We start from the raw sequence: 20542 nt of genomic DNA, 5'->3' as shown, positions 1-20542 counted from the left end.
GTCACCCCGGTGCGGGCGGGTGCTCCGCCAGCCACTCCTGCCCGGCGCGCTTGCCGACCTTGAGCAGCCAGGCGTCGGTGATCACCTCGCGCAGATGATCGAGGTCGATCGCGTCGAGACGCAGCAGCACCGCCGGATACCCGTCGAAGTGCGGGATCGTGAAGAAGACGTCGGGGTAGGTCTCGACGAGCGCCTCCTTGACCGTCAGCCCGTCGGTGCGCACGCCGATCACCACGCCCGCCGGCCACTCGCGCCCGAGCGCCGCGAGCTGGTCGAGGTCGCGGCGACTCGGCCCGCGCTGCCACACGAACGCGCCCGAGGGCATGCGCCAGCTCGCACCGCCGCGGTGCCCGTCGGTGCGCTCGGTCACCCCGGGAAAGCCCATCGCGATGGCGCGCACGTCGTCGAGACTCGCCACGGACCCATCATGCGCTGGAATGCGTCCGGGGGCGAGGGGTGCCGCATCCGTCCGCCGGGCTCAGGTCAGCGGCTCGACCTGGAAGGTGAAGGCGCGTCCCTGGCGGAACGGCTCGACGAGCTCGAAGTTCTCGAACGCGATGCCGCCGGGGATCGCCGCCTCGCTCATCCAGTAGGTGTGCCTGCCGTTGACCTGTGCGACGAGCCGCGGTTCGGGTTCCGCAGCCCGCCACGTCTGCACGGCCCGGTCGCCGACGTAGTGCCAGTGCTCCTTGGTGCCGGGCGCGTACGCGGCGCGGTGCGGCTCGGCCTCGTCGGGGGTCGCCGAGACGACCACCTCGTCGCCGTCACGCACGAGGTCGTCCACGCCGAACACGGCGTGCTCGGCGAAGTGGATGTCGCGGTAGTCGGGCCACAGCTCGCCCGCGGTCGCCTCGCGGCGCCCCGCGAGGTGCAGGGTGCGCAGCCGCGCCCAGTTGCCCATCGTGGCCGTGAGCACGCACGCCTCCAGCTCGGCCGACGCGTCGCGGCGGTACGCCGCCACCGACACCTCGTGCGGCCGATCGGCGCGGAACACCACCCTCACCCACACGTCGGCGCGATTGGCGAACGGCTCGACCAGCACGTCCACGGTCAGCGTCTCGACGCCGTCGACGACGGCGACCGTGCCTCGCGCGGGATCCCGCGGGTCGCGGGGCGTGGCGTCGGCGGCGTCCTCGGCCGTCCACATCCGCAGGCCCGACGCATCGTCGAGGCGGCTCCGCTCGAGCTCGGAGTACCCGCGCTCGGTCGCGCCGACCGGGATCGGCTCGACGGCGATGAAGTTGAGCAGCCGCTCCCGCGGCTGGCCGAGGTACGGCGTGAAGATCCTCAGCAGCCCGCGGGGTCCTCGCAGCGGGTGCAGCCCGAGCTGCATCCCGTGCGGGTGACCCCAGCGCGGCTCGCGCGCGCCGTCTCCGGGCGCCGGCCGCAGCCAGCGCCCGTCCACGACGGCCTCGACCCACTCACGGCCTTCCGGGTCCGTAGGCACGTCTCTCCCTCTCCGATCCGCGGGGTCAGAGCCCGTTGACGCGCCCGACGAGGTTGACCTTGATGCCCATGCGGTCGAGCATCGCGGCCTTGGCGACGAGAGCCTTGTCGGCGGTCTCGGCGTCGGGGGCGTAGACGAGCTGGGCGTGGTTCGCCTTGTGGCGGGCCATGAACTGGTCGCGGCTGATGTCGTGCAGCACGACGTGAGCGATCGGCCACTCCGGGTTGGTGGCGTCCTTGCGGCGCTGCGTCTCCTCGTCCGGCAGTTCGATGACGCTGCCCCGGAAGATGTCGGCCTGCAGGATGCCGTCGGCGATGAACACACGCGAGAGCACGATCTCGCCGGGTTTCGAGACGCCGTTGATCGTCGAACCGCCGGCGGGGAAGAACACCGGGTGCTGTCGCCAGCCCTCGGCCTTGTCCCAGCCGCCGAGGTGCGACGCGGGCACCGAGCCCGAGATCTCGTACACCCACACGAACCGGCCGTCGTAGTCCTCGCCCCACCGCACGTCGTGCAGCGTGTTGTCGGGGAGCAGCCCCATCGCCGTCCACACGCGGTCGGTGACGAGCGCATCGACCGCGACGCCCTCGTCGGCCTCGTTGAAGTGCGGGAACGCCCGGCCCGCGAACAGCTCGCGCTCGCCGTCGCGCGAGAACACCGGCGGGCGGTCGGTCGAGTTGAGCATGCCTTCGGCGAGGTCGGATGCCGGGACCAGATCCTTCAGGCCCTGCTGGTACTGGATCCCGACGGCGTCGAGCCCGAAGTCGTCGGCGATGCGCAGCGCGGCGATGTACATCTTCATCTGCCAGCGCACCTGACCCTCGGTCAGCTCGGTCGTCTCGTCGGTGCCGAAGCGGAACGTCATGCCGCGGTCGGTCAGCCAGTCGCGGGCGGCGTCGGCCTCGGCATCCGTCACCGTCAGCATCTCGGCGTAGAGCGCCGACTGGCTCAGCCGCTCCTTGTAGATGCCCGTCCGGTTGAGCAGCTCGTCGTCGAAGATGGCGTTGTACATGCCCATGCAGCCCTCGTCGAACACGCCGATGATGGCCTTCTCTGCGAGCAGCTGGTCGCCCAGCGCCCGCCCGAGCTCCACCTCAGGCGTGTCGGGCAGGGCGGGAAGGGCACGCACATGCGAGGCGTCATGCGTGATGCGGCCGGTCTCGGTCCACTCCTTCAGCCCCGCGGTGAACCAGTCGTCGGTGAAGTCGACCGACCAGATCGTGGCGTAGTCCTTGCCCATCTTCGTCAGGCCCGCGTTGAGCCCCAGCAGGCCGACGAGCCCCGGCCAGTCGCCCGCGAAGTTCGCGACGGTCACGATCGGGCCCCGATGCGTGCGGAGCCCCGCGAGCACATGGTGCGAGTACTGCCACACCGCTTCGGCGACGATGAGCGGCGCGTCGGCGGGGATGGTCTGGAACACCTCGAGGCCCATGCGCTGGCTCGAGATGAAGCCGTGCCCGGTCTCGGGGTCGACGTCGTTGGCGCGGATCACGCTCCAGCCGAGCTCGCCGAGCACGCGCGTGACCGCGGCCTCGAGCTCGACCTGGGTCGGCCAGCCGGCCGCGTTCGCGGACTCGCGCAGGTCGCCGGACGCGATGAGGTACGCGGTCTTCGGCGGGGTGGTGAGCTGTTCGCGCGGCGCGGGAAGCGTGTAGGTGGTCATGAGGTCTCCTGTGGTGAGGGGTCTGAAGCGGGTGCGGCGGTGCGGGTGATGCTCTCGCCCGCCGCGATGACAAGGGGGCCGGATGCCGTGCGTCCGCGCAGCACGAGACGGTCCAGGGCGAGGCGACCGGCGTCGACGTGCAGCGTGAGGTCGTGACCGTCGATCTCGACACGGCCCCACGCGTCGCCCGTCGTGAAGAGGGCGCGCACGGGCTCCGCGTCGACCGGGTCGAACGAGAGGGTGCGGGTCGGCGCGTCCCACTGCGCGCCGGTGAACGCGAGCAGCAGCGCCCACGAGGCGAGCGACCGGGCGTAGTGGTTGCCGCATTCGATCTCGTTCCACGGGCTCCGGGTCGTGCCGTCGTAGCGGGCACGCAGCGTGCGCTCGAGCTCGAGGGCCTCATCGGCCATGCCGGCGTAGGCGAGGGATGCCGCGACCTGATGCTCGACGCCCGTCCACACCTCGTCGGAGTAGACGAACGGGATCGCCGGGCGTCCGCCGAGCGGCCACGACGCGAGCAGCAGGCCGCCCTCGTCGTTCAGCGCGTAGACGCGCTGCGTGCTCTCGTGGGCGGTGAGGTCGGCGCGGTGGTTGTGCGTCACGATCGCGCCGAGTGCGCGACGCAGCCGCTCGCGCGGCAGCAGGTCGCCCAGGCCGTTGATCCACGCGTGGAACTGGCCGAGCAGCTGGTCCGACAGCACGCCTTCGCCGTACTGGTAGCGGTGCGCGTCGACGTCGTCGATCACCTGACGGTAGAACTGGCCGTTCCACAGCACGTCGTCCATGCCACGTGCGACCACGTCGGCGCGGTCGAGCCAGTCCGCCGCGCGTTCGGCGTCACCGAGATGCGCCGCCATGCGCGCGCCCGCCCGGAGCGCCGCCGCGAACATGCCGTTCGCGAGCGGGTCGATCCCGTGGAACTCGATGTCGTAGGTGTTGTGCAGCTCGCCGTCGAGGAGCCCGTCGCCGTCGCGGTCCCACTCGCGGATCGCGTATTCGAGCGTGCGTACGGCGGCCGGCCACGACTCGCGAAGGAAGTCGTCGTCACCCGAGAAGCGCCACTCCCGATGCAGCCGCAGGAAGGTGCCGAGCTGCCCGTCCACGGCGGGGCCCATGAACCACGCCTCGCCGCCGAACACCCGATTGCCGCGGAACTTCTGCGCGCCGGCCTCGTCGGTCTCGAGCAGGAACTCCGCGCGCCGTGCGCTGCGCTCGAGCGAGGGGAAGAGCCATGCCACCGTCTGCGCGTACGACCACACGTGCGTGCACGTGCCCTCGCACGATCCGGCATGGTCGAACGATCCCTCCCATGCCGCGAACACGGGCCCTTCGCCGAGCGCCGGGTTCGGACTGTCGACGACGAAGGCGGTGGTGGAGCGCACCGCGGCGACGTTCGCCCCCACGGCGTCTGCGATCACGGGGTCGAGCGAGCCGCCGTACAGCGCGTCGACGAACGCGAGCGTCGCCGCCTCGAGCGACGGGAGCTCACGATGCAGCTGGGATGCCGCGGCCCACGCGTCGGACCACAGCGTCGCGTAGTGGTTGCGCATGACCCCTTCGTCCGGAGTGCGCGCGTCGGCCACGATGTGCCCGCGCCACGAGCGGTGGCGGTTCGGGAAGCTCCACGCCAGCACGAACTCGAAGTCGCGGCTCTCGCCCGGCGCGAGCTCATGGACGATGCCGAGCGACCCGGTGCGCAGCCGCGGCAGCTTGTCGAAAAGCTCCTCCTCGGTCATCGCCGTCTCGGCGGCCGAGTCCGCGAAGAGCCCACGCGGGCGATCCTCGAGCGTGAGCCGCGGCTCGGGATTGAGCAGCCCGTCGGCGGAGAGATCGTTCCAGAACAGCCGCGGCCCGTCGGGCCAGAAGCCGGTGACCCATTGCGGCTTGACGGTGGTCGAGGCATCCGTCGTCGTCAGACTCAGGGTGCCGTAGCCCAGATCGCTTTCGGGAAGACGGATGCCGAAATCCAGGCCCCGCACCCCGTCCTCGTCGCGCCAGCGCACGGTCTGCTGCGCCCGCATGCCGAACGGGCCGTCGCCGCGCCCGGCGGTGTGGCTCATGCTGCCGACGACCGTCGCGCGGACCGGGCTCATGCCGGGATTGGTCACGCGATAGCGAAGGACTGCCGCGGGAATGCCCGACGCATCGGGGTCGAGCGGCACGAGCGGGGTGAACGCCCGCAGCGACACCGTGACCGGGAGCACGTCGTCGTCGAAGTCGATGTCGACGACGGGGTACTCGCCGTGCATCGTCGCGCCGCGCAGGCGAGGGAGTCCCGCCTGCCGCTCGAACGGGTAGCCGGCGTCCCAGTCACGGCGCCCGGTGAGCTGCGCCTCGAGGACGCGGGTCACGGCCTGCCCGCCCTCGGGCGCGGCGTGGATCGCGAAGAACGAGTAGGGGTTGACGCGCCCTTTATCGGGAAGGTTCTCGAGCTCCCAGTCGCGCAGCTCGCCGCGCGCGCCGAGCGAGACGTTGCCCGTTCCGATCCCGCCCAGCGGGAAGGCCGCGCGCTCGGCGGTGTGCGGGATGCCGCGTGCCCGGCGCATCATGCCGTGACCGCCTGCGGCGCCCGGCGCCGATCCGCCGCGAGCTCGTGGACGATCGGCTTCGTGGCCTCGTAGAGACGGGCGTACCGCTTGAACAGCTCGTCGTAGAGTCCGGTCGTGTCGGGGTCGGGGCGCACCACGGTCTCGATGGGGTTCCAGTCGCCGATGTTCGGAGGGTCTGCCGACACCGCGCTCGCGGCGAGGAAGGCCGCGCCGTAGCTCGCGCCGATCGTCGTGCGCGGGACCTCTTGCACGAGGCCGGTGGCGTCCGACACCACCTGCAGCCACAGCGAGCCCTGCGTCCCGCCGCCGACCGCGACGATCCGGCGGATGTCGGCACCCGCGGCCCGCATCGTCTCGACGTTGTGGCGCACGCCGAGCGCGGTGGCCTCGAGCGCGGCGCGGTACAGGTCGCCGCGGGTGTGGTCGAGCGTGAGGCCCGCGATCACGCCGCGCGCGTCGGGGTCGAGGATCGGGGTCCGCTCGCCGGCGAAGTAGGGCAGCAAGAGCAGCCCCCGCGCGCCGGGACCCGATCGCTCGGCCTCGGCGAGGAGCGCCGGGTAGTCGGCACCGGTGAGGTCGCGCAGCCACGCGGTCAGCGCGCCGGAGGTCGCCAGGCCCCCGGCGAGGTTGCGCGTGCCGGGGAAGGCTCCCACCGTGGTCCACATCGAGGGCGTGCGCAGCGTCTGTGTGCCGGTCGCGACGAGAAACATCGTCGTGCCGTACATCAGCATGAGATCGCCGTCCTCGTGCGCCCCGACGCTCACCGCCTCGGTCCAGGCGTCGACGGTCCCCACGATGACCGGCGTGCCGGCTGCGATCCCGGTGACGGCGGCCGCGGCATCCGTCACCCCACCGGCGATGTCGCCGGCCCACGCGAGCGGCGGAGCCTCGATGCCGGGCGCGAACCGCCGCCACCACGGCTCGTGCCACGCACCTGCCTCGACGTCGTACAGAGGCGACACCTGGCTCGCGGACTGATGGTCGAGCACGTAGGAGCCGGTGAGGCGGCGCGCGAGCCACGACGCCGGCATGAACAGTCGGCGCGCCCGCGCATAGGCCTCGGGCTCTTCGTCGGCGATCCACTGGATCTTGGGGCCGGCGGCCTGGGACGTCAGCATCGAGCCGCCGACGCGTGTGATCTCGTCGATGCCGAGCTCGGCGTTCATGCGCTCGATCTGCGCGCCGGTGCGCATGTCGACGCCGTACAGGATCGCGGGCCGCACGGGTTCGTCATGCTCGTCGGCGAGCAGGACGCACGGACCCATGCCGCTCACGCCGACCGCGGCGATCTCGGGCTCGATGCCCTCGGCGCCGGCCGCCAGCAGCAGCTCGCGGGTGAGCTGGACGAACTCGTCCCACCACACGCGTGCGTCCATCTCGACGAATCCCGGCTTGGGACGCGAAACGTCATGCGCGACGGTCGCGGTCGCGAGGATGCGACCGGACTCGTCGACGAGCACGCCCTTGCTGCTGGACGTGCCGATGTCGACACCGAGCGTGCATACGACGGTCATCGATCCTCCTCGACCATGACGGGCTGACGAACGCGTTCACTCTAGACGAAATCGATTTCATGATCAACCGAGCGAAACGGGACTCGGGCTGAAACCGGAGCGCCCGGATCAGACCCGCGACGAAGCGCGCGCGGGCTGCACCTCGTTGCGCAGCACGACGGTGCGTGCCGGCTGGTCGTCGCCGTTGATGCGCTCGAGGAGCATCTTGGCCGCGGTCACGCCCATGTGCCGGGCGGGCAGGCGGACGACTGTCACCGCCGTGGGGGAGAGGGTTGTGAAGGGCAGGGAGCCGACCACCGCGACGCCGATCTTGGGCGGCGTGAGCCCGTGCTCGGTGAGCACCTGGATGGCGCCTACGCCGAGGAGGTTGTTGCCGGCGACGACGGCGTCGGGCGGGTCGGGAAGCGCCAGCAGCTCCTCCATGACCTCGCGGCCGCCATCGACGCGGAACGTCGAGTAGCGCAGCAGCTCGTCGGGATCGGCGTCGGGGAAGTGCCGTGCCAGCACCGCGCGCCAGCCCTGCGCGCGCTCGTACGCGGTCTCGATGTGCTGGGGCCCCGTGATGCACGCGATGCGGCGGTAGCCCGACTGCACCAGGTTCTCCGTCGCCGCCTGGCCCGCGGTGCGATTGGACATCACGACGCCGTCGATGTCGTAGCCCGTGCTGCGGTCGACCGCCACGACCGGGCGGCCGATCGCCATGAGGTCGTCGAGGTTCGTGTGGTCGGACGCGGCGGCGAGGATCACGCCGGCCATGTGCTCAGAGATCGCGATCTGGAGGTACGTGGCCTCCTTCTCGATCTGCGAGTCGGTGTTGCACAGCACGACCGAGTAGCCAGCCTGGGACGCGACATCCTCGACGCCCCGCGCCATCTCGGTGAAGTACGGGTTCTCGATGTCGGGGATGACGAGCGCGATCACCTCGGACGCCTGCTTGCGGAGCGTCCGCGCGGTGCGGTTCGGGGTGAACTTCAGGGTGCGCGCGGCATCGCGCACCGCGAGCGCCTTCTCGTCCGAGACGCCCATGCCGTTGAACACCCGCGAGACCGTCGCAGGAGACACGCCGGCCAGCTTCGCGACCTCGTAGATCGTGGCCATGGCACCTCGCTCCTGCGCGCCCGGCCTCGTTGACATGCCGGTCAGCCAACAATACAGTGTTGAAATCGATTCCAGAAGCGCGCCTTCTTCCGGCGTGCCGACACGAGGATGTGCCTTCCCGATGACCTCCCCTCAGTTTCCTTCCCCGGACCTCTCGTCGATCGCCGGCCTGCGTCCGCTGCAGACGCGTTCGATCTCGCCGGAGAACTTCGACGGTGCCGTCGGAGGAGGCGGCCGCGCGACCGAGGGGACCGGTGCGTCCTGCGCCCGCGACCTCGGACCGGGGTGGAAGATCTCACCCAGCGTCGACATCAAGGCGGGTGAGACCTTCGACCTCGCGAACATCGAAGGCCCCGGCAAGATCACCCACATCTGGATCACGACGCACACCGACAACTGGCGCACCCTGATCCTGCGGGCCTACTGGGACGGCTCGGACGAGCCTGCCGTCGAGGTGCCGTACGGCGACTTCTTCTGCAACGGCTGGGGCGTCTTCGCCCAGGTGAACTCGCAGACGATCGCCGCCAACCCGCACGGCGGGTTCAACTCGTACTGGCCGATGCCGTTCCGCTCGGGCGCGCGTCTCACGGTCGAGAACACGTCGGTCGTCGACGTGCGCGTGTACTACCAGGTGACGTACGAGATCGGCGGCGACTACTCGCGCGACGGGTACTTCCACGCGCAGTGGCGCCGCTCCAACCCGCTGGAAGAGCTGGTGCCGCACACGATCCTCGAGGGCATCGAGGGCCAGGGGCAGTACGTCGGCACCTACATCGCGTGGGGCGTCAACTCCAACGGCTGGTGGGGCGAGGGAGAGATCAAGTTCTACCTCGACGACGACACCGACTACCCGACGATCTGCGGCACGGGCACCGAGGACTACTTCGGCGGCGCATGGAACTTCGACATCCCCGGCAAGGGCTACACCGAGTTCTCGACGCCCTACCTCGGCATGCCGCAGGTGATCCGGCCCGACGGGCTGTATGTCAGCCAGCAGCGGTTCGGCATGTACCGCTGGCACCTGCTCGACCCGATCTTCTTCGCCACCGGCATTCCGAAGGTCGACATCCAGGCCCTCGGCTGGCGGAGCGGCTGGCGTTACCTGCCGCTGCGCGACGACATCGCGTCGACCGCGATGTTCTACCTCGACCGGCCGACCGCGCGCCGCCCGAAGACGCCGACGGCCGACGACCTGGAGGTGCACCTAGGCACCGCCCCGGTGCCCGACATCGGCGCCACTCCCCCGCGCGCACCGCAGGACTGAGGCCGTGACACAAGCAGTCGCATGCTGTTCCTGCTGACGGGGGCGAGCGGTGCGGGCAAGTCAGCAGCGCTCGCGCACCTGAAGGACGTCGAGTGGGACTCAGAGGTGGAGTGCTTCGAGTTCGATTCGATCGGGGTGCCCGACGGAGCGAATACGGCCTGGCGGCACGCTGCCATCGAGCACTGGGTCGGCCGCGCCCTGGAAGCACAGTCCGATGGCACCCACATGCTGCTGTGTGGCCAGGTGCCGATGGGTGAGTTCTTGGCGGCGCCGTCGGCCGATCGGCTCCAGCGCGTCGAGGTGTGCCTGCTGCACTGCTCCCCTGACGTGCGCCGTGAGCGCCTGCTGCGCCGCGGCGAGGACCCTGCCACGATCGTGCATCACAACAGGTTCGGCGAGTGGTTCCGTGCGCACACTCTCGACCCCACGCATGCACCCGAGGTGATCCGCGTTCCGAGCAGCGTGCCGATGCAGTGGTCGCGGTGGGCGGACTGGCCGCCCGGCGACACGCGGTGGCATGCGGAGATCATCGAGAACGACCTGCTGACGCCTGCGCAGACAGCTCGCCTCGTCGAGGAGTGGGTTCACCGAGAACTGGCCCGCCGATGACGCTCGCGGTGCGAATCGTCGACGGTGTGCCGGTGAATCCGGATGCCGCTCCCCTGCGCCTGCGCGTCGCGCACGTGGACCAGGCCAACACGGTGTGGGCCGAAGGCGATGGCGACCTGTGGCCGTCGGCGTGGGCAGACGACGACGGGCTCTACACCGCGGCCGGAGACGGCACCGGATTCGGCCGCCACGGCTGGCACGACATCCTCGTCGGCCGCGTCGACGGGATGCCGCGGACCGGACTGGCGGGCGTGCCCCTGGCGGCGGGCGACGAGGTCGCGCCGGCGTGGGACCCGCCGCGGTTCAACCGCAAGCCGACCGGCATGGTCGCGGTCGACGGTGACGGCGATGGGCATGACGAGCTGTACCTCGCGGTGCAGGACCTCCGGTGCGGCGACGAGCCCGGGATCTTCGACGAAGCGCCGACCGCAACCGTGGTGCGCTCCGCTGACTACGGCCGCACGTGGATGTGGCCCGCCGAGCCGCTGTTCGTCGACCACGTCTTCACAACCGTGATGTTCCTCGACCTCGGTCGCTCGAACGGCGGCAGCCCCTGGGTGTACGCGTATGGCATCGACGGGAACTGGCGCACCTCGTTCACGCGCATCGTGCCGGATCCCACCGCGCTGTTCCTCGCGCGGGTGCCCGCGGCATCCGTTCAGGACCGTTCCACGTGGGAGTTCTTCACCGGACGAGGCGGCGACGGGATGCCGCGCTGGAGCCGCGACATCGGCGACAAGTCCCCGGTGCTCGTCGACGACCGCGTGATGTACCCCGAGCCGGCGCCGTACGGCGGCCGGGCGGGCTTCACCACGATCGCGCAGGGCGGCGTCGTGTGGAATGCCGGGCTCGGGCGCTACCTGTACTCGTCGTGGAGCGAGTACACGCACGAGTTCTTCGAAGCGCCGGCGCCGTGGGGTCCGTGGCGCCACCTGCATTCCGCGGACTACGGCCACTTCCCGTGGCAGGGTCCGCAGTCTCCGCTCGCGAGCCACGGCGGCTACGCACCGACGATGCCGTCGAAGTTCCTCTCGGCCGACGGGCGCGACCTGTGGCTGCAGAGCAACTGGTTCTACGGCGCCGCATCGCGCGGCGGGCGAGCGTACACGTTCGGCCTGCGCCGCGTGCGCTTCGATCCGGGAACGGATGCCGTCGCCCCGGACGCCGACGGCAACCTCGCGCTGTCACCCGACACGTGGCCGCTCGTGTCGCGGGCGGCCGACGGACAGACGACGGTGCTCAACGACGGCCGCCGCGACCTCGCCGAGGACTCGAGCCGCGGGCCGGGCTCCGGCGACGACGTGTGGGGATACCAGTGGCCTTCGCCACGGCGCTTCGATCGGATCGTGTACGTGCCCGGGCCGCAGGACTCGATGGGCGGCTGGTTCGCCGACGGGCCGCGGATCGAGGTGCGCGTGGACGGAGAGTGGGCGGCGGTCGAGGCATCCGTCGCCCCGCCGTATCGCAACGACTTCACGGCGCTCGAAGAGGAAGAGTACGTCTTCGACTTCGCCGAGGTGTGCGCCGACGGCGTGCGGCTCGTGGGCCCGCCCGGCGGCCCGCTGCGGTACACATCGATCGCCGAGCTCGAGGTCTGGCGCGCGGAACCCGACCTCGGCTGAACCCCGCCCCGCTTCACCGCTGCTCGCCGAACCGTCGCAAATGGCCGCCCGGGAGCGGCCTCAGGCGGCCATTTGCGACGGTTCGCGCGGCTGGTCGGCGGGGCCGAGGGACAGCGCGGGCGCGTCAGACCAGGCCCTGGATCCGGAACTGCTCGGAGTGATAGACGCTGTTGTTCGACGTGTTCCACTGGCTCACCACGAGGTGCAGGTCCGACAGCGTCGATCCGGGGATGATGTAACCGCCGTACAGCTGTGCGACGTGCGAGGCGTCTTCCATCCCCCAGTTCGTGCCGGTGAGCAGCGTCGTCTTGGCCGCCGTGTGGAGGTTGTCGGTGGGCGTGTTCAGGACCATCGCGTCGATGCGGTAGGCCGCGGCGTTGAACCACACCAGGATCCACTTGCCGCCGAGGGGACGCAGGCACATCTCGCCGAAGGACCCGGGCAGCACCTCGGCGACCGGCTTGCCCCACCCCCATGAGCCGTCCCAGCCCCACGCCTGGTAGGCCGAGAGCGAGGTCATGTTGTTGGAGGGCACGCGGTAGAGCACGATGCCCTTGTCGCGCTGGAAGCCGGTGCCGTAGATGTACACGTAGCCGTCGTTGCCTTCGCCCCACGTGATGCACTGGAAACGGCCGCCCGCCATGTCGGCGGGGAACTGCAGCCCGGTGTGCTGCCACGTCGCGCCGTTGTCGTCGGACTTCCACAGCTCGGTCCACCGCACCGCCCCGAACTGCGGCCCGTTGACGATCGCGTGCAGATACATGCGCGAGCCGATCGTGATGACATCCGACGGGATCACCGTCGTGAAGTACCAGTCGTGCGGGTAGTACCAGAGCTGCGGCGCTGTGCCCTGGGTGTTGGCACCGGCGCCTGCGCACCCGTTGAAGGTGACGCCCGCGGCGACGTTCGTCGTCGACGAGTAGAGGGCGACCGGCGAGCGCCAGTTCGACCCGCCCACGGCATCGGCCCACGTGTCGCCGAACATGAAGAGCATGCGACCATCGGGGGTGCGGGCGGGGATGCCGAGATCGGTCGCGCCGATCCCGTACTGGACGGGGCTCTGAGTGCCGGCGAGGACCTTGATCCTCGAGACCGACAGCGGGCCGGCGGCTGCAGCCGGCGCGGCCGTCGAGGCGACGAGGGCGGCGCCGAGCGCGACGCCTCCCTGCAGCAGGGTCCTGCGGGTCAAGCGGGGTGTGGTCTCCATTGACTGCTTCCTCTCGCGGTGTATGCGACGAGCCGATGCCCGCCGACGGGGGATTGCTCAGGTCGGACCCGCCGGCCGGCTCAGGCGAGCCGGCCGGCGGGTCGTGTTCCCTACGGCTTGCTCGGCTTGCCGGGCTTCTCGGGCTTGCCGGGCTTGTCGGGGAACTCCGGTCGCGGCGGCCTCGGGTCGTAGTGCACCGCCGTCAGCGTGAGCCCGCAGCCGTCGCACGAGGTGAGGATCGCGCGCTCGGCCGAGGCATCCGTCGTCACGACCAGCTGCGAGTCCGCGCGGTACGCGTCACGCCGCACGGTCGCCGCGAACGTGATCGTCAGCGTCTCGTCGGCCGGGATGGCTCCCGTCCATCGCAGCGTCGAGCCGTCGAGCACCGGTGCGCCGTGCGACGTGCTCACCGAGGCGGTATTCAATGTCGCGTCGTCGACGAGTCCCGCGAGGTCGATCGCCAGGTCCACCGGCTCGGCCGCGGCACTGTCGGTCGAGGCGGTCACCGTGTACGTCACCACGTCGTCGCGCACGACCTCGCTGCCGGCGGCGGGATCGGACGAGACCGCCACCGTGAGCCCGGGCAGCTGCTCGGCGGCCTTCACCAGCGAGAGGTCGTCGATCTGCACCCAGCGGTCGCCGTTGAGGTTGCTGCCGACGAACGCCTGCACCTGCGTGCGGTCGCCGCTGTGGAAGGTCACCTCGTAGCGCGTGTAGGCCCCGACAGCCTCGAAGGATGCCTCGGCGATGGTCGCCGCGCCGGCGCCGAGCTCTCGCACGCCGATGGAGCCCGTCGCCGGGGTCCCGCCCGTCACGACGAACCCGGTGAGCGTGTACGTGGTGTTCGGCTCGACCGCGACGTCCTGGTGGACGTCGATCCAGCCCGCGTTCGAGCGCATCCAGCCCTGCTTCGACCCGCCGTGCGCCCACGCGTGGTTGATGTCGATGCCGCAGTTGCCGGTGCAGGCCCAGGGCGCGGGCATCGTGCCGTCGACGGCTCGCTCGAAGCCCCCGTTCTGGATGAGGTTCGGGTTCACGACGGTGCCGTTCTCATCGATCTCGGCGCGCATCAGATACACGTTGTACGGATCCCACTGCGACAGCGCGAAGTAGAGGTCGCCGCCTTCCGACCACGGATGGATGTATCCGCCGTAGAGACCCGGGTAGTCGGCGAAGCTCGCCAGGCGCTGCCGTTCGCTCCACGGCCCTTCCGGCGACGGCGCCGTGCGCAGCACGATGTCGAGGTTCTCGTCGAGGTAGGTCATGAGCCACCCGCCGGTGTGTTCGCTGTACTGCACCGAGAGCTCGGCGACGTTCGGGGGCACGATCGGCGCGGCTGCGGTGTCGTCGCCGACGACCCACGACGAGCCGTTCCAGTACGAGTACGCCGACTTGTCGAGCAGTTGCGCCTCGGGCACGCGGGCGACGTGTGCCGCGCCGAGCCGCCCGTTGGGCGTGCCGAACTTGTAGACGTAGCCCTCGTGGCGCTCGAAGGCGACCATCTGGAACGGATGCTGTCCGTCGGCGGTGTTCGTCCACTGCGGGCCGTCGGTCGAGTTCCACGTCTCGCCGTTGTCATCGGAGTACGCGATGCGGCTGAAGTTGGTGTCCCATTCGCCGGGGGGACCCCACTGCCGCACCGACATGAACGCGAGGTACTGCCGGTCGCCCACCGCGATGCCCGCGGTCGGGATCGTCGTCATCTCCTGCCCGTTGATCTTGAGCGACGGGATGATCTCGCCGGCGTGGCCGGGCACGTCCTCCACCGCACTGTCGAACGCCATGCCGTCCGACAGGTCGGCGTCGGTGCTGCGCAGCAGGACGTTCGACCGCCAGTCGCCGCCCCCGCCGCCCGGGCCGCCCCAGTCACCGAAGGTGTCGCCGAACGCCGTCAGGATCTCGCCGTGGCCGTTGTCCCACATGATGCCGAGGTCGGTCCCGGTGACGCGCCAGCGGGTGTCGGTCGCGCTCAGCGACTTGGGTCCGGTCATCTTGCTCACCAGCACCGCCGGCGAGTGGTCGGCCGGCAGCGCAGCGGCGGTCTCGACCGGAGTCGCCGCGGCGGCGGTGATCGGCGCGACTGCCCCGATCACGAGTGCGCCGAGCACGGCGACGGCGGTCGTCGTCCTCGCATGTGACGAATGCCTCATTGCATCTCCTTCTTGTTGGGGTTTCGTGGGTCAGGTCGTCTCGGCCGGCGCGGATGCGCCGTCCTCGCGCCACGCGCTCCACAGGCGCGCGTACGCGCCGCCCGCTGCGAGCAGCTCGTCGTGGGAGCCCGTCTCGACGACCCTGCCGTCGTCGACGACGGCGATGCGGTCGGCGTCGTACGCGGTGTACAGGCGGTGCGCGATCGCGACGACCGTCCGGCCGTCGAGCGCAGCGGCGAGCGCCGCCTCGAGGTCTCGCGCCGCCCCGGGATCCATCGCCGACGTCGCCTCGTCGAGGACGATGGTGTGCGGATCGGCGAGCACGACGCGCGCGAGCGCGAGCTGCTGCTCCTGCGCGGCGGTGAGGACGGCGCCGCCGGCGCCGACCGGGGTGTCCCAGCCGTCGTCGAGCGCATCCACCCATCCGAGCGCGCCGACCGACGCCAGGGCGTCGCGCACCTGCCCGTCGGTTGCATCGACATGGGCCAGCCGGACGTTCTCGAGGATGCTCGTCGCGAAGATGTGTCCTTCCTGCGACACGAGCAGGATCTCGCGACGGCGCGTCTCGAGCGGAACGCGACCGATGTCGACGCCGCCCACAAGGGCGCGGCCCGACGTCGGGTCGTCGATCCCCGCGAGCAGTCGCGCGAGCGTCGACTTGCCCGCTCCCGACGCCCCGACGAGCGCGAGGCGCTCGCCGGGAACGACCCGCAGCGAGACGCCGTGGAGCACCTCGTACCCCGCTCGGTACGCGAACCGTGCGTCGCGCAGCTCGATGACCTGCCCGTCGGGCGCGGTCGCGGCATCCGTCGCCCGCTCGCTCGTCTCGCTCACTCCGAGGATCCGCGCGAACGAGACGAACCCCTTCTGGATCTCATCGGTCCATGACACGAGGGCCTCGAGCGGTGCGACCAGCGCGGCGGCGTACAGCGTCACCGTCACGACGGTCCCGATGGGGATGACGCCCTCGATGACGAGCCAGCCGCCCCATGCGAGCGAGGCGAACACGGGCACCGCGAATGCGAGGTTCGACCACGGCAGCATCACCTGACGCAGCCGGATCCGTGCGAGCTGCGCCCGCCAGCGTCCCGCGATCGCGGCATCCATCGATGCGATGCGCGAGGCGCCGAGGCTCAGCGCCTCGACGGTGCGCGCACCGCTCGCCGTCTCGTTGATCGAGGCGAAGAGGGGCCCGTAGCTCTCGCCCATCCGCTGGTACACGCCGACCGCACGCCGCAGGTACCACCGCATCACGACGACCAGGATCGGCACCCCGAGAAGGAACACCGGCGCGACGAGGGGCGCGGTGACGACGGCGGCCGCGAGGGTGAGCACCACGGTGACCGCAGCGATCGTGGACTCTGGCAGCGCGCGGCGGACCGTCTCGGACACGGCGCCGATGTCCTGGGTCGTCCGCGTGACGAGGTCGCCCGTTCCACCCCGTTCCACGAGACCCATCGGCAGGGCGAGCGCACTGGCCATGAAGTCGTCGCGCAGCCTCGCGAAGATGTCCTCGCCGAGTACCGCGGCGGTCCGCGTCGCGAACATGACGAGCGCGCCCTGCGCGAGAGCGCACAGCAGCATCGCCCCGCACGTCATCGCCACCACGCCGGGCGTCGCGCCCGCCGCGAGGGCGTCGACCAGGAGCCCCATCAGCCGCGGCGGCGCGATGCCGACGAGTGCGGACAGACCGAACAGGACCACGACGACGGCGAATCGCCGGCGGCGGTCTCGCCAGATCGTCCCGAGCGCGGCGCGCACCTGAGCGGGCGTCGCGGTGGGCAGGACGGCGGAGCTCATCGCACCCCCTCGGCTCGGAGCACGACATCCCGGTAGGCCTGCGTCTCGAGCAGCGATGCGTGAGAGCCCTGCGCGACGACGCGATCGTCGTCGATGAACGCGATACGGTCGGCGCGAGCGAGCACGAGCGGGCTCGTCGTCACGATGACGGTGGTGGCGCCGGTGCGGTGTCGACGGATGCCGGCCGCCATGCGCTCCTCGGTGGGTGCATCGACGGCCGACGCGGGCTCGTGCATCACGAGGACGTCGGCATCGGCCAGCAGCGCACGCGCGGCGCCGAGACGCTGCCGCTGCCCGCCCGAGAACTCCACTCCGCGCTCCCCCACCAGCACGTCCAGCCCGCCCTCGACGGCCTCGACGATGTCGGTGGCGTCCACCGACGCGACGGCACGGAGGATGGCGGCATCGTCATGCCGTCCCCACGGATCGAGCAGTTCGCGGAGGGTCCCGCTGAAGAGGAAGGGCACGGGGTCGGCCACGACGATCCCCCGGCGGACCGCCTCGATGGGAAGCGCGTCGAGGTCGGCACCGCGCCAGCGCACCGGCGCCCCGGGCGAGTCATCGCCGAGCCGCCCGAGCCGGTTCACGAGCGCTCGCGCTGCCGCGGGATCGGGGGCGACGACGCCGAGCAGCTCGCCGGGGTGCACGCGCAGTCCCGACGCGGTGTCCTCGACCACGACGCCGTCCCGCTGGGGCGGCTCGTGGGAGTCGATGTCTCGCGGCCACGGCGGCGCCACGCGCAGCAGCGCGACGATCTGCTTCGCGCACACGTGCGCGGCGACCCCGACCGTCAGCACCTGGTTCACGAGCGACACCGGCAGCAGCAGGAATCCCGCGTAGCCGTAGAAGGCGACGAGCGCCCCCACCTCGAGCCGGCCTTCGAGGACGAGGATCGCCCCGACCCACGTGAGCAGGGCCACGAACACTCCGGCGATGAGCACGTTCATGGCTTCCGCCGCCGCGAGCGGCCATGCCACGCGCTCGCCGGTCTCGCGCACGCGACCGGACTGCTCACGGAAGCGCTCCAGGAAGCGACCCTCGCCTCCGACGCCCCGCAGCACGCGCAGGCCCTTGACGCTGTCGAGCGCGATCGTGTTCATCGCGGAGCGCGCTTCCCACGCGGCGTCCTGCCGCGCGTACAACGACTTCACCAGGAGGAACGAGAGACTCGCGAAGACGGGCACGCCCACGAGGACCATGAGTCCGAGCAGCACCGATTCGCGCAGCAGCAGCACGGCGACCGTGGCGAATGCGACCAGCGCCGATACGAGCGACCCGACATTGATCGGAAGGAACGCGACGGCCCAGGACTCCGACGCCATCGTGACGACGGCCCCGGGAGCCAGCTCGCGATCGGCCGCCACGGTCACTCGCGTCGAGGTGCGCGTCAGCACCTGCGCGACGCGGGATTCGGCGCGGGAGTAGTTGATCGACCCGGCGCGATCGCGCAGGCCCTGGATGAGGGAGTGCTGGAGCTGAAGCCACAGCACGACGAGCATCCACACGGCGAAGGCGCCGTAGTCGCCCGCGACGAGGCCGCGGTCGATCGCCTGCCCGATCGCCCAGGGCGTGAGCGCCAGACCGAGCAGCCACACGATGTCGCAGACCGTGCCCTGGAGCACCGTCGTCCACTGCCTCCGCGTGACCCACCACAGGAAGCCGAGAGAGCCGATGCCCGGCGGAGGGCTTCGATACGGCTCGGGTATTCGCATCGGTCTCCGCCCGTCCTGCCGCCGCTACTTCATGCCCGCCAGGCGCACACCGTTGACGATGTAGCGCTGGAAGACGAGCACCAGGATGATCGTCGGCAGTGCGGCCAGGGTGGACCCGGCCATGAGCAGGCCCCACTCGTTCCCGCGCTCGGAGCGGAAGCCGGCGAGGTACTGCATGATCTGCTGCAGCCCGGGGTCCTGGATCGTCAGGATCGGCCACACGTACGCGTTCCAGTAGGCCAGGTACGAGCCCACGCCCACCACGACGAACACGCCCTGCGACTGCGGGACGAAGATCGACCAGAAGATCCGCCACCGGCTCGCGCCGTCGATGAGCGCGGCCTCCTCGATCGCGATCGGGGTGTTCAGGTAGAACTGCCGGATGAAGAACATCTGCGCGGCGGCGGCGACGCCGGGGATGATCAGCACGGCGAGCGTGTTGAGCATCCCGAGGTTCGAGACGACGACGAACGACGTCAGCAGGATCGCCATCCCGGGGATGAACATCGGAGTGATGCAGTAGATCCACCAGAAGCGCTTGAGCTTGAAGTCGAGGCGCGCGAAGGCGTACGCCGCGAACGAGTTCACGGTGAGGCTCAGCAGCGTGAAGATCACTGCGCCGATGAACGTCAGGACCATCGCCTGCACGAACGCCGGGTCCCGCAGGATGTCGACGTAGTTCTGCCAGATCCAGATCTCGGGGAAGAACTGGAACGGCGTCTTGACGACCTCGCTCTTGCCCTTGAATCCCGAGATCAGCATCCATGCGAGAGGCAGCATCGTGCTCACCACGATGAGCGCGGCGAGGACGTAGGTGGCGACTCGGCGCCCGGTGGAAGTCTTCATGTGTGGTGGTTCCCTATGCGTCGATCGCCTTGTCGGAGCGGATCAGCCGGAAGATGAGGACGCTGATCGTGCCGAGGACGAAGAAGAGGATGAGTGCGGCCGTGAGCGAGAAGCTCGTCGCATAGGGTGTGGGGTCTTTGAACGTGTTGAAGATGAACAGGTTCGGCGTCATCGTCGCGTTCGTCGGGCCGCCCTGCGTCATGATCAGCGGCAGCTCGAACTGCTGCATGCCGGCGATGGTCGCGGTGACCAGCAGGTAGAGGAGCACGTTCTTCATGAGCGGGATCGTGATGAAGAAGGTCCGCTGGAAGTAATTGGCGCCCTCGAGCTGCGCGGCCTCGTAGTAGCTCTGCGGGATGTCGTACATGCCGGCGAGCATGATGAGCGTCGTGATGCCGAACGCGAGCCAGATGCCGGGGATCGAGATCGCCGGGAGGGCGAGGTTCGGATCCGACAGGAACGCGAAGGGCCCGAGACCGACGAAGCCGAGCAGCCAGTTGATGATGCCGCCGTCGGCCCGGTACATGAAGATGAAGACGATCGAGGCGACCACCGCCGAGACCACGGTCGGGATATAGACCGTCGTCTTGAGGAGGCCGGCGAGCTTGATGCCGCACGTGCGGATGAAGCTGGCCATGAGGAAGGCGATGATCATGATCGCCGGCACCGTGTACACGACGTACATGGCGCCGACGCCGATCGACCGCCAGAACTGCGGGTCCTCGAGGACGTACTGATAGAACTGCAGGCCGACGAAGACCGGGTCCTCGTAGAAGCTGATCTCGAACGTGGACAGATAGAAGGAGTACATCAGCGGCCACCACACGAAGATGCCCAGCAGGATCACCATCGGCGCGATCATCAGATACGCCGTCCTGTTGGCCATCAGGTGCTTGCTGATCCGCTCTCGCGTCCTCCGACGGCGGCGGCCCTTGAGGGGCGGCTCGGGCTGCAGCGCGACGCTCGCAGCGGTGCCCATGTGTGTCGTCGTCTGCGGCGACATCGTCATGGCGGTCTCCTTCGACTCGTGTCGGGTTGTCAGGCGCGTGGGGCGGATGCCG

The 20542-nt window shown here is 70.3% G+C and carries 15 protein-coding genes; 3 read left to right on the top strand and 12 right to left on the bottom strand.

The window, feature by feature from the left end; all coding sequences use genetic code 11:
* Position 1: 1 nt before the first annotated feature.
* From AC3ANN_RS00105 to AC3ANN_RS00080, 6 genes are all read right to left on the bottom strand, one after another.
* Positions 2–418 (bottom strand): MmcQ/YjbR family DNA-binding protein, encoded by a 417-nt coding sequence (locus AC3ANN_RS00105; RefSeq protein WP_488338977.1) that lies wholly within the window; start codon positions 416–418, stop codon positions 2–4.
* A gap of 60 nt (positions 419–478) precedes the next feature.
* Positions 479–1447 (bottom strand): hypothetical protein, encoded by a 969-nt coding sequence (locus AC3ANN_RS00100; protein WP_488338976.1) that lies wholly within the window; start codon positions 1445–1447, stop codon positions 479–481.
* Between the two features lie 25 nt (positions 1448–1472).
* Positions 1473–3110 (bottom strand): fucose isomerase, encoded by a 1638-nt coding sequence (locus AC3ANN_RS00095; protein WP_488338975.1) that lies wholly within the window; start codon positions 3108–3110, stop codon positions 1473–1475.
* The gene (locus tag AC3ANN_RS00090) at positions 3107–5659 is read right to left on the bottom strand and encodes a GH116 family glycosyl-hydrolase (protein WP_488338974.1); all 2553 of its coding nucleotides are present in this window, start codon (positions 5657–5659) and stop codon (positions 3107–3109) included. The genes AC3ANN_RS00095 and AC3ANN_RS00090 overlap by 4 nt, the downstream gene beginning before the upstream one ends.
* The gene (locus AC3ANN_RS00085; RefSeq protein WP_488338973.1) at positions 5656–7173 is read right to left on the bottom strand and encodes an FGGY-family carbohydrate kinase; all 1518 of its coding nucleotides are present in this window, start codon (positions 7171–7173) and stop codon (positions 5656–5658) included. Before AC3ANN_RS00085 ends, AC3ANN_RS00090 begins: the two co-directional genes overlap by 4 nt.
* A 108-nt stretch (positions 7174–7281) precedes the next feature.
* Positions 7282–8271, bottom strand: coding sequence for a LacI family DNA-binding transcriptional regulator (locus AC3ANN_RS00080; RefSeq protein ID WP_488338972.1), 990 nt, complete (start codon positions 8269–8271; stop codon positions 7282–7284).
* 121 nt (positions 8272–8392) lie between these two features.
* On the opposite strand from AC3ANN_RS00080, the gene AC3ANN_RS00075 reads away from it, so the two are divergent.
* From AC3ANN_RS00075 to AC3ANN_RS00065, 3 genes are read left to right on the top strand one after another with little or no spacing between them, the layout of a single operon-like run.
* A complete protein-coding gene (locus tag AC3ANN_RS00075) occupies positions 8393–9535 on the top strand; it encodes a glycoside hydrolase family 172 protein (RefSeq protein WP_488338971.1) in 1143 nt (380 codons plus the stop codon).
* 21 nt (positions 9536–9556) lie between these two features.
* Positions 9557–10144 (top strand): hypothetical protein, encoded by a 588-nt coding sequence (locus AC3ANN_RS00070; RefSeq protein WP_488338970.1) that lies wholly within the window; start codon positions 9557–9559, stop codon positions 10142–10144.
* 8 nt (positions 10145–10152) lie between these two features.
* A complete protein-coding gene (locus AC3ANN_RS00065; protein ID WP_488338969.1) occupies positions 10153–11766 on the top strand; it encodes a glycoside hydrolase family 183 protein in 1614 nt (537 codons plus the stop codon).
* Positions 11767–11890: 124 nt separating this feature from the next.
* Here AC3ANN_RS00065 and AC3ANN_RS00060 read toward each other — a convergent pair whose 3' ends face one another.
* From AC3ANN_RS00060 to AC3ANN_RS00035, 6 genes are all read right to left on the bottom strand, one after another.
* Positions 11891–12973, bottom strand: a complete 1083-nt coding sequence (locus AC3ANN_RS00060; RefSeq protein ID WP_488338968.1) for a glycoside hydrolase family 183 protein — start codon at positions 12971–12973, stop codon at positions 11891–11893.
* A gap of 110 nt (positions 12974–13083) precedes the next feature.
* Positions 13084–15123 carry a DUF5005 domain-containing protein gene (locus AC3ANN_RS00055; protein WP_488338967.1) on the bottom strand — a complete coding sequence of 680 codons (2040 nt, stop codon included), beginning with the start codon at positions 15121–15123 and terminating at the stop codon, positions 13084–13086.
* Between the two features lie 30 nt (positions 15124–15153).
* On the bottom strand, positions 15154–16923 hold the full coding sequence (locus AC3ANN_RS00050; protein ID WP_488338966.1) for an ABC transporter ATP-binding protein: 1770 nt from the start codon (positions 16921–16923) through the stop codon (positions 15154–15156).
* Complete coding sequence (locus tag AC3ANN_RS00045; protein WP_488338965.1) at positions 16920–18635, bottom strand: ABC transporter transmembrane domain-containing protein; 1716 nt, start codon at positions 18633–18635, stop codon at positions 16920–16922. The genes AC3ANN_RS00050 and AC3ANN_RS00045 overlap by 4 nt, the downstream gene beginning before the upstream one ends.
* Positions 18636–18659: 24 nt before the next feature.
* Positions 18660–19481 carry a carbohydrate ABC transporter permease gene (locus AC3ANN_RS00040; protein ID WP_488338964.1) on the bottom strand — a complete coding sequence of 274 codons (822 nt, stop codon included), beginning with the start codon at positions 19479–19481 and terminating at the stop codon, positions 18660–18662.
* 13 nt (positions 19482–19494) lie between these two features.
* A complete protein-coding gene (locus AC3ANN_RS00035; protein WP_488338963.1) occupies positions 19495–20490 on the bottom strand; it encodes a carbohydrate ABC transporter permease in 996 nt (331 codons plus the stop codon).
* Positions 20491–20542 lie beyond the last annotated feature (52 nt).

It is taken from the genome of Microbacterium sp. STRO-2N (assembly GCF_057747775.1).
Note: the sequence above shows the minus strand (reverse complement) of the source record. Positions and strands in the feature narration are given on the sequence as shown.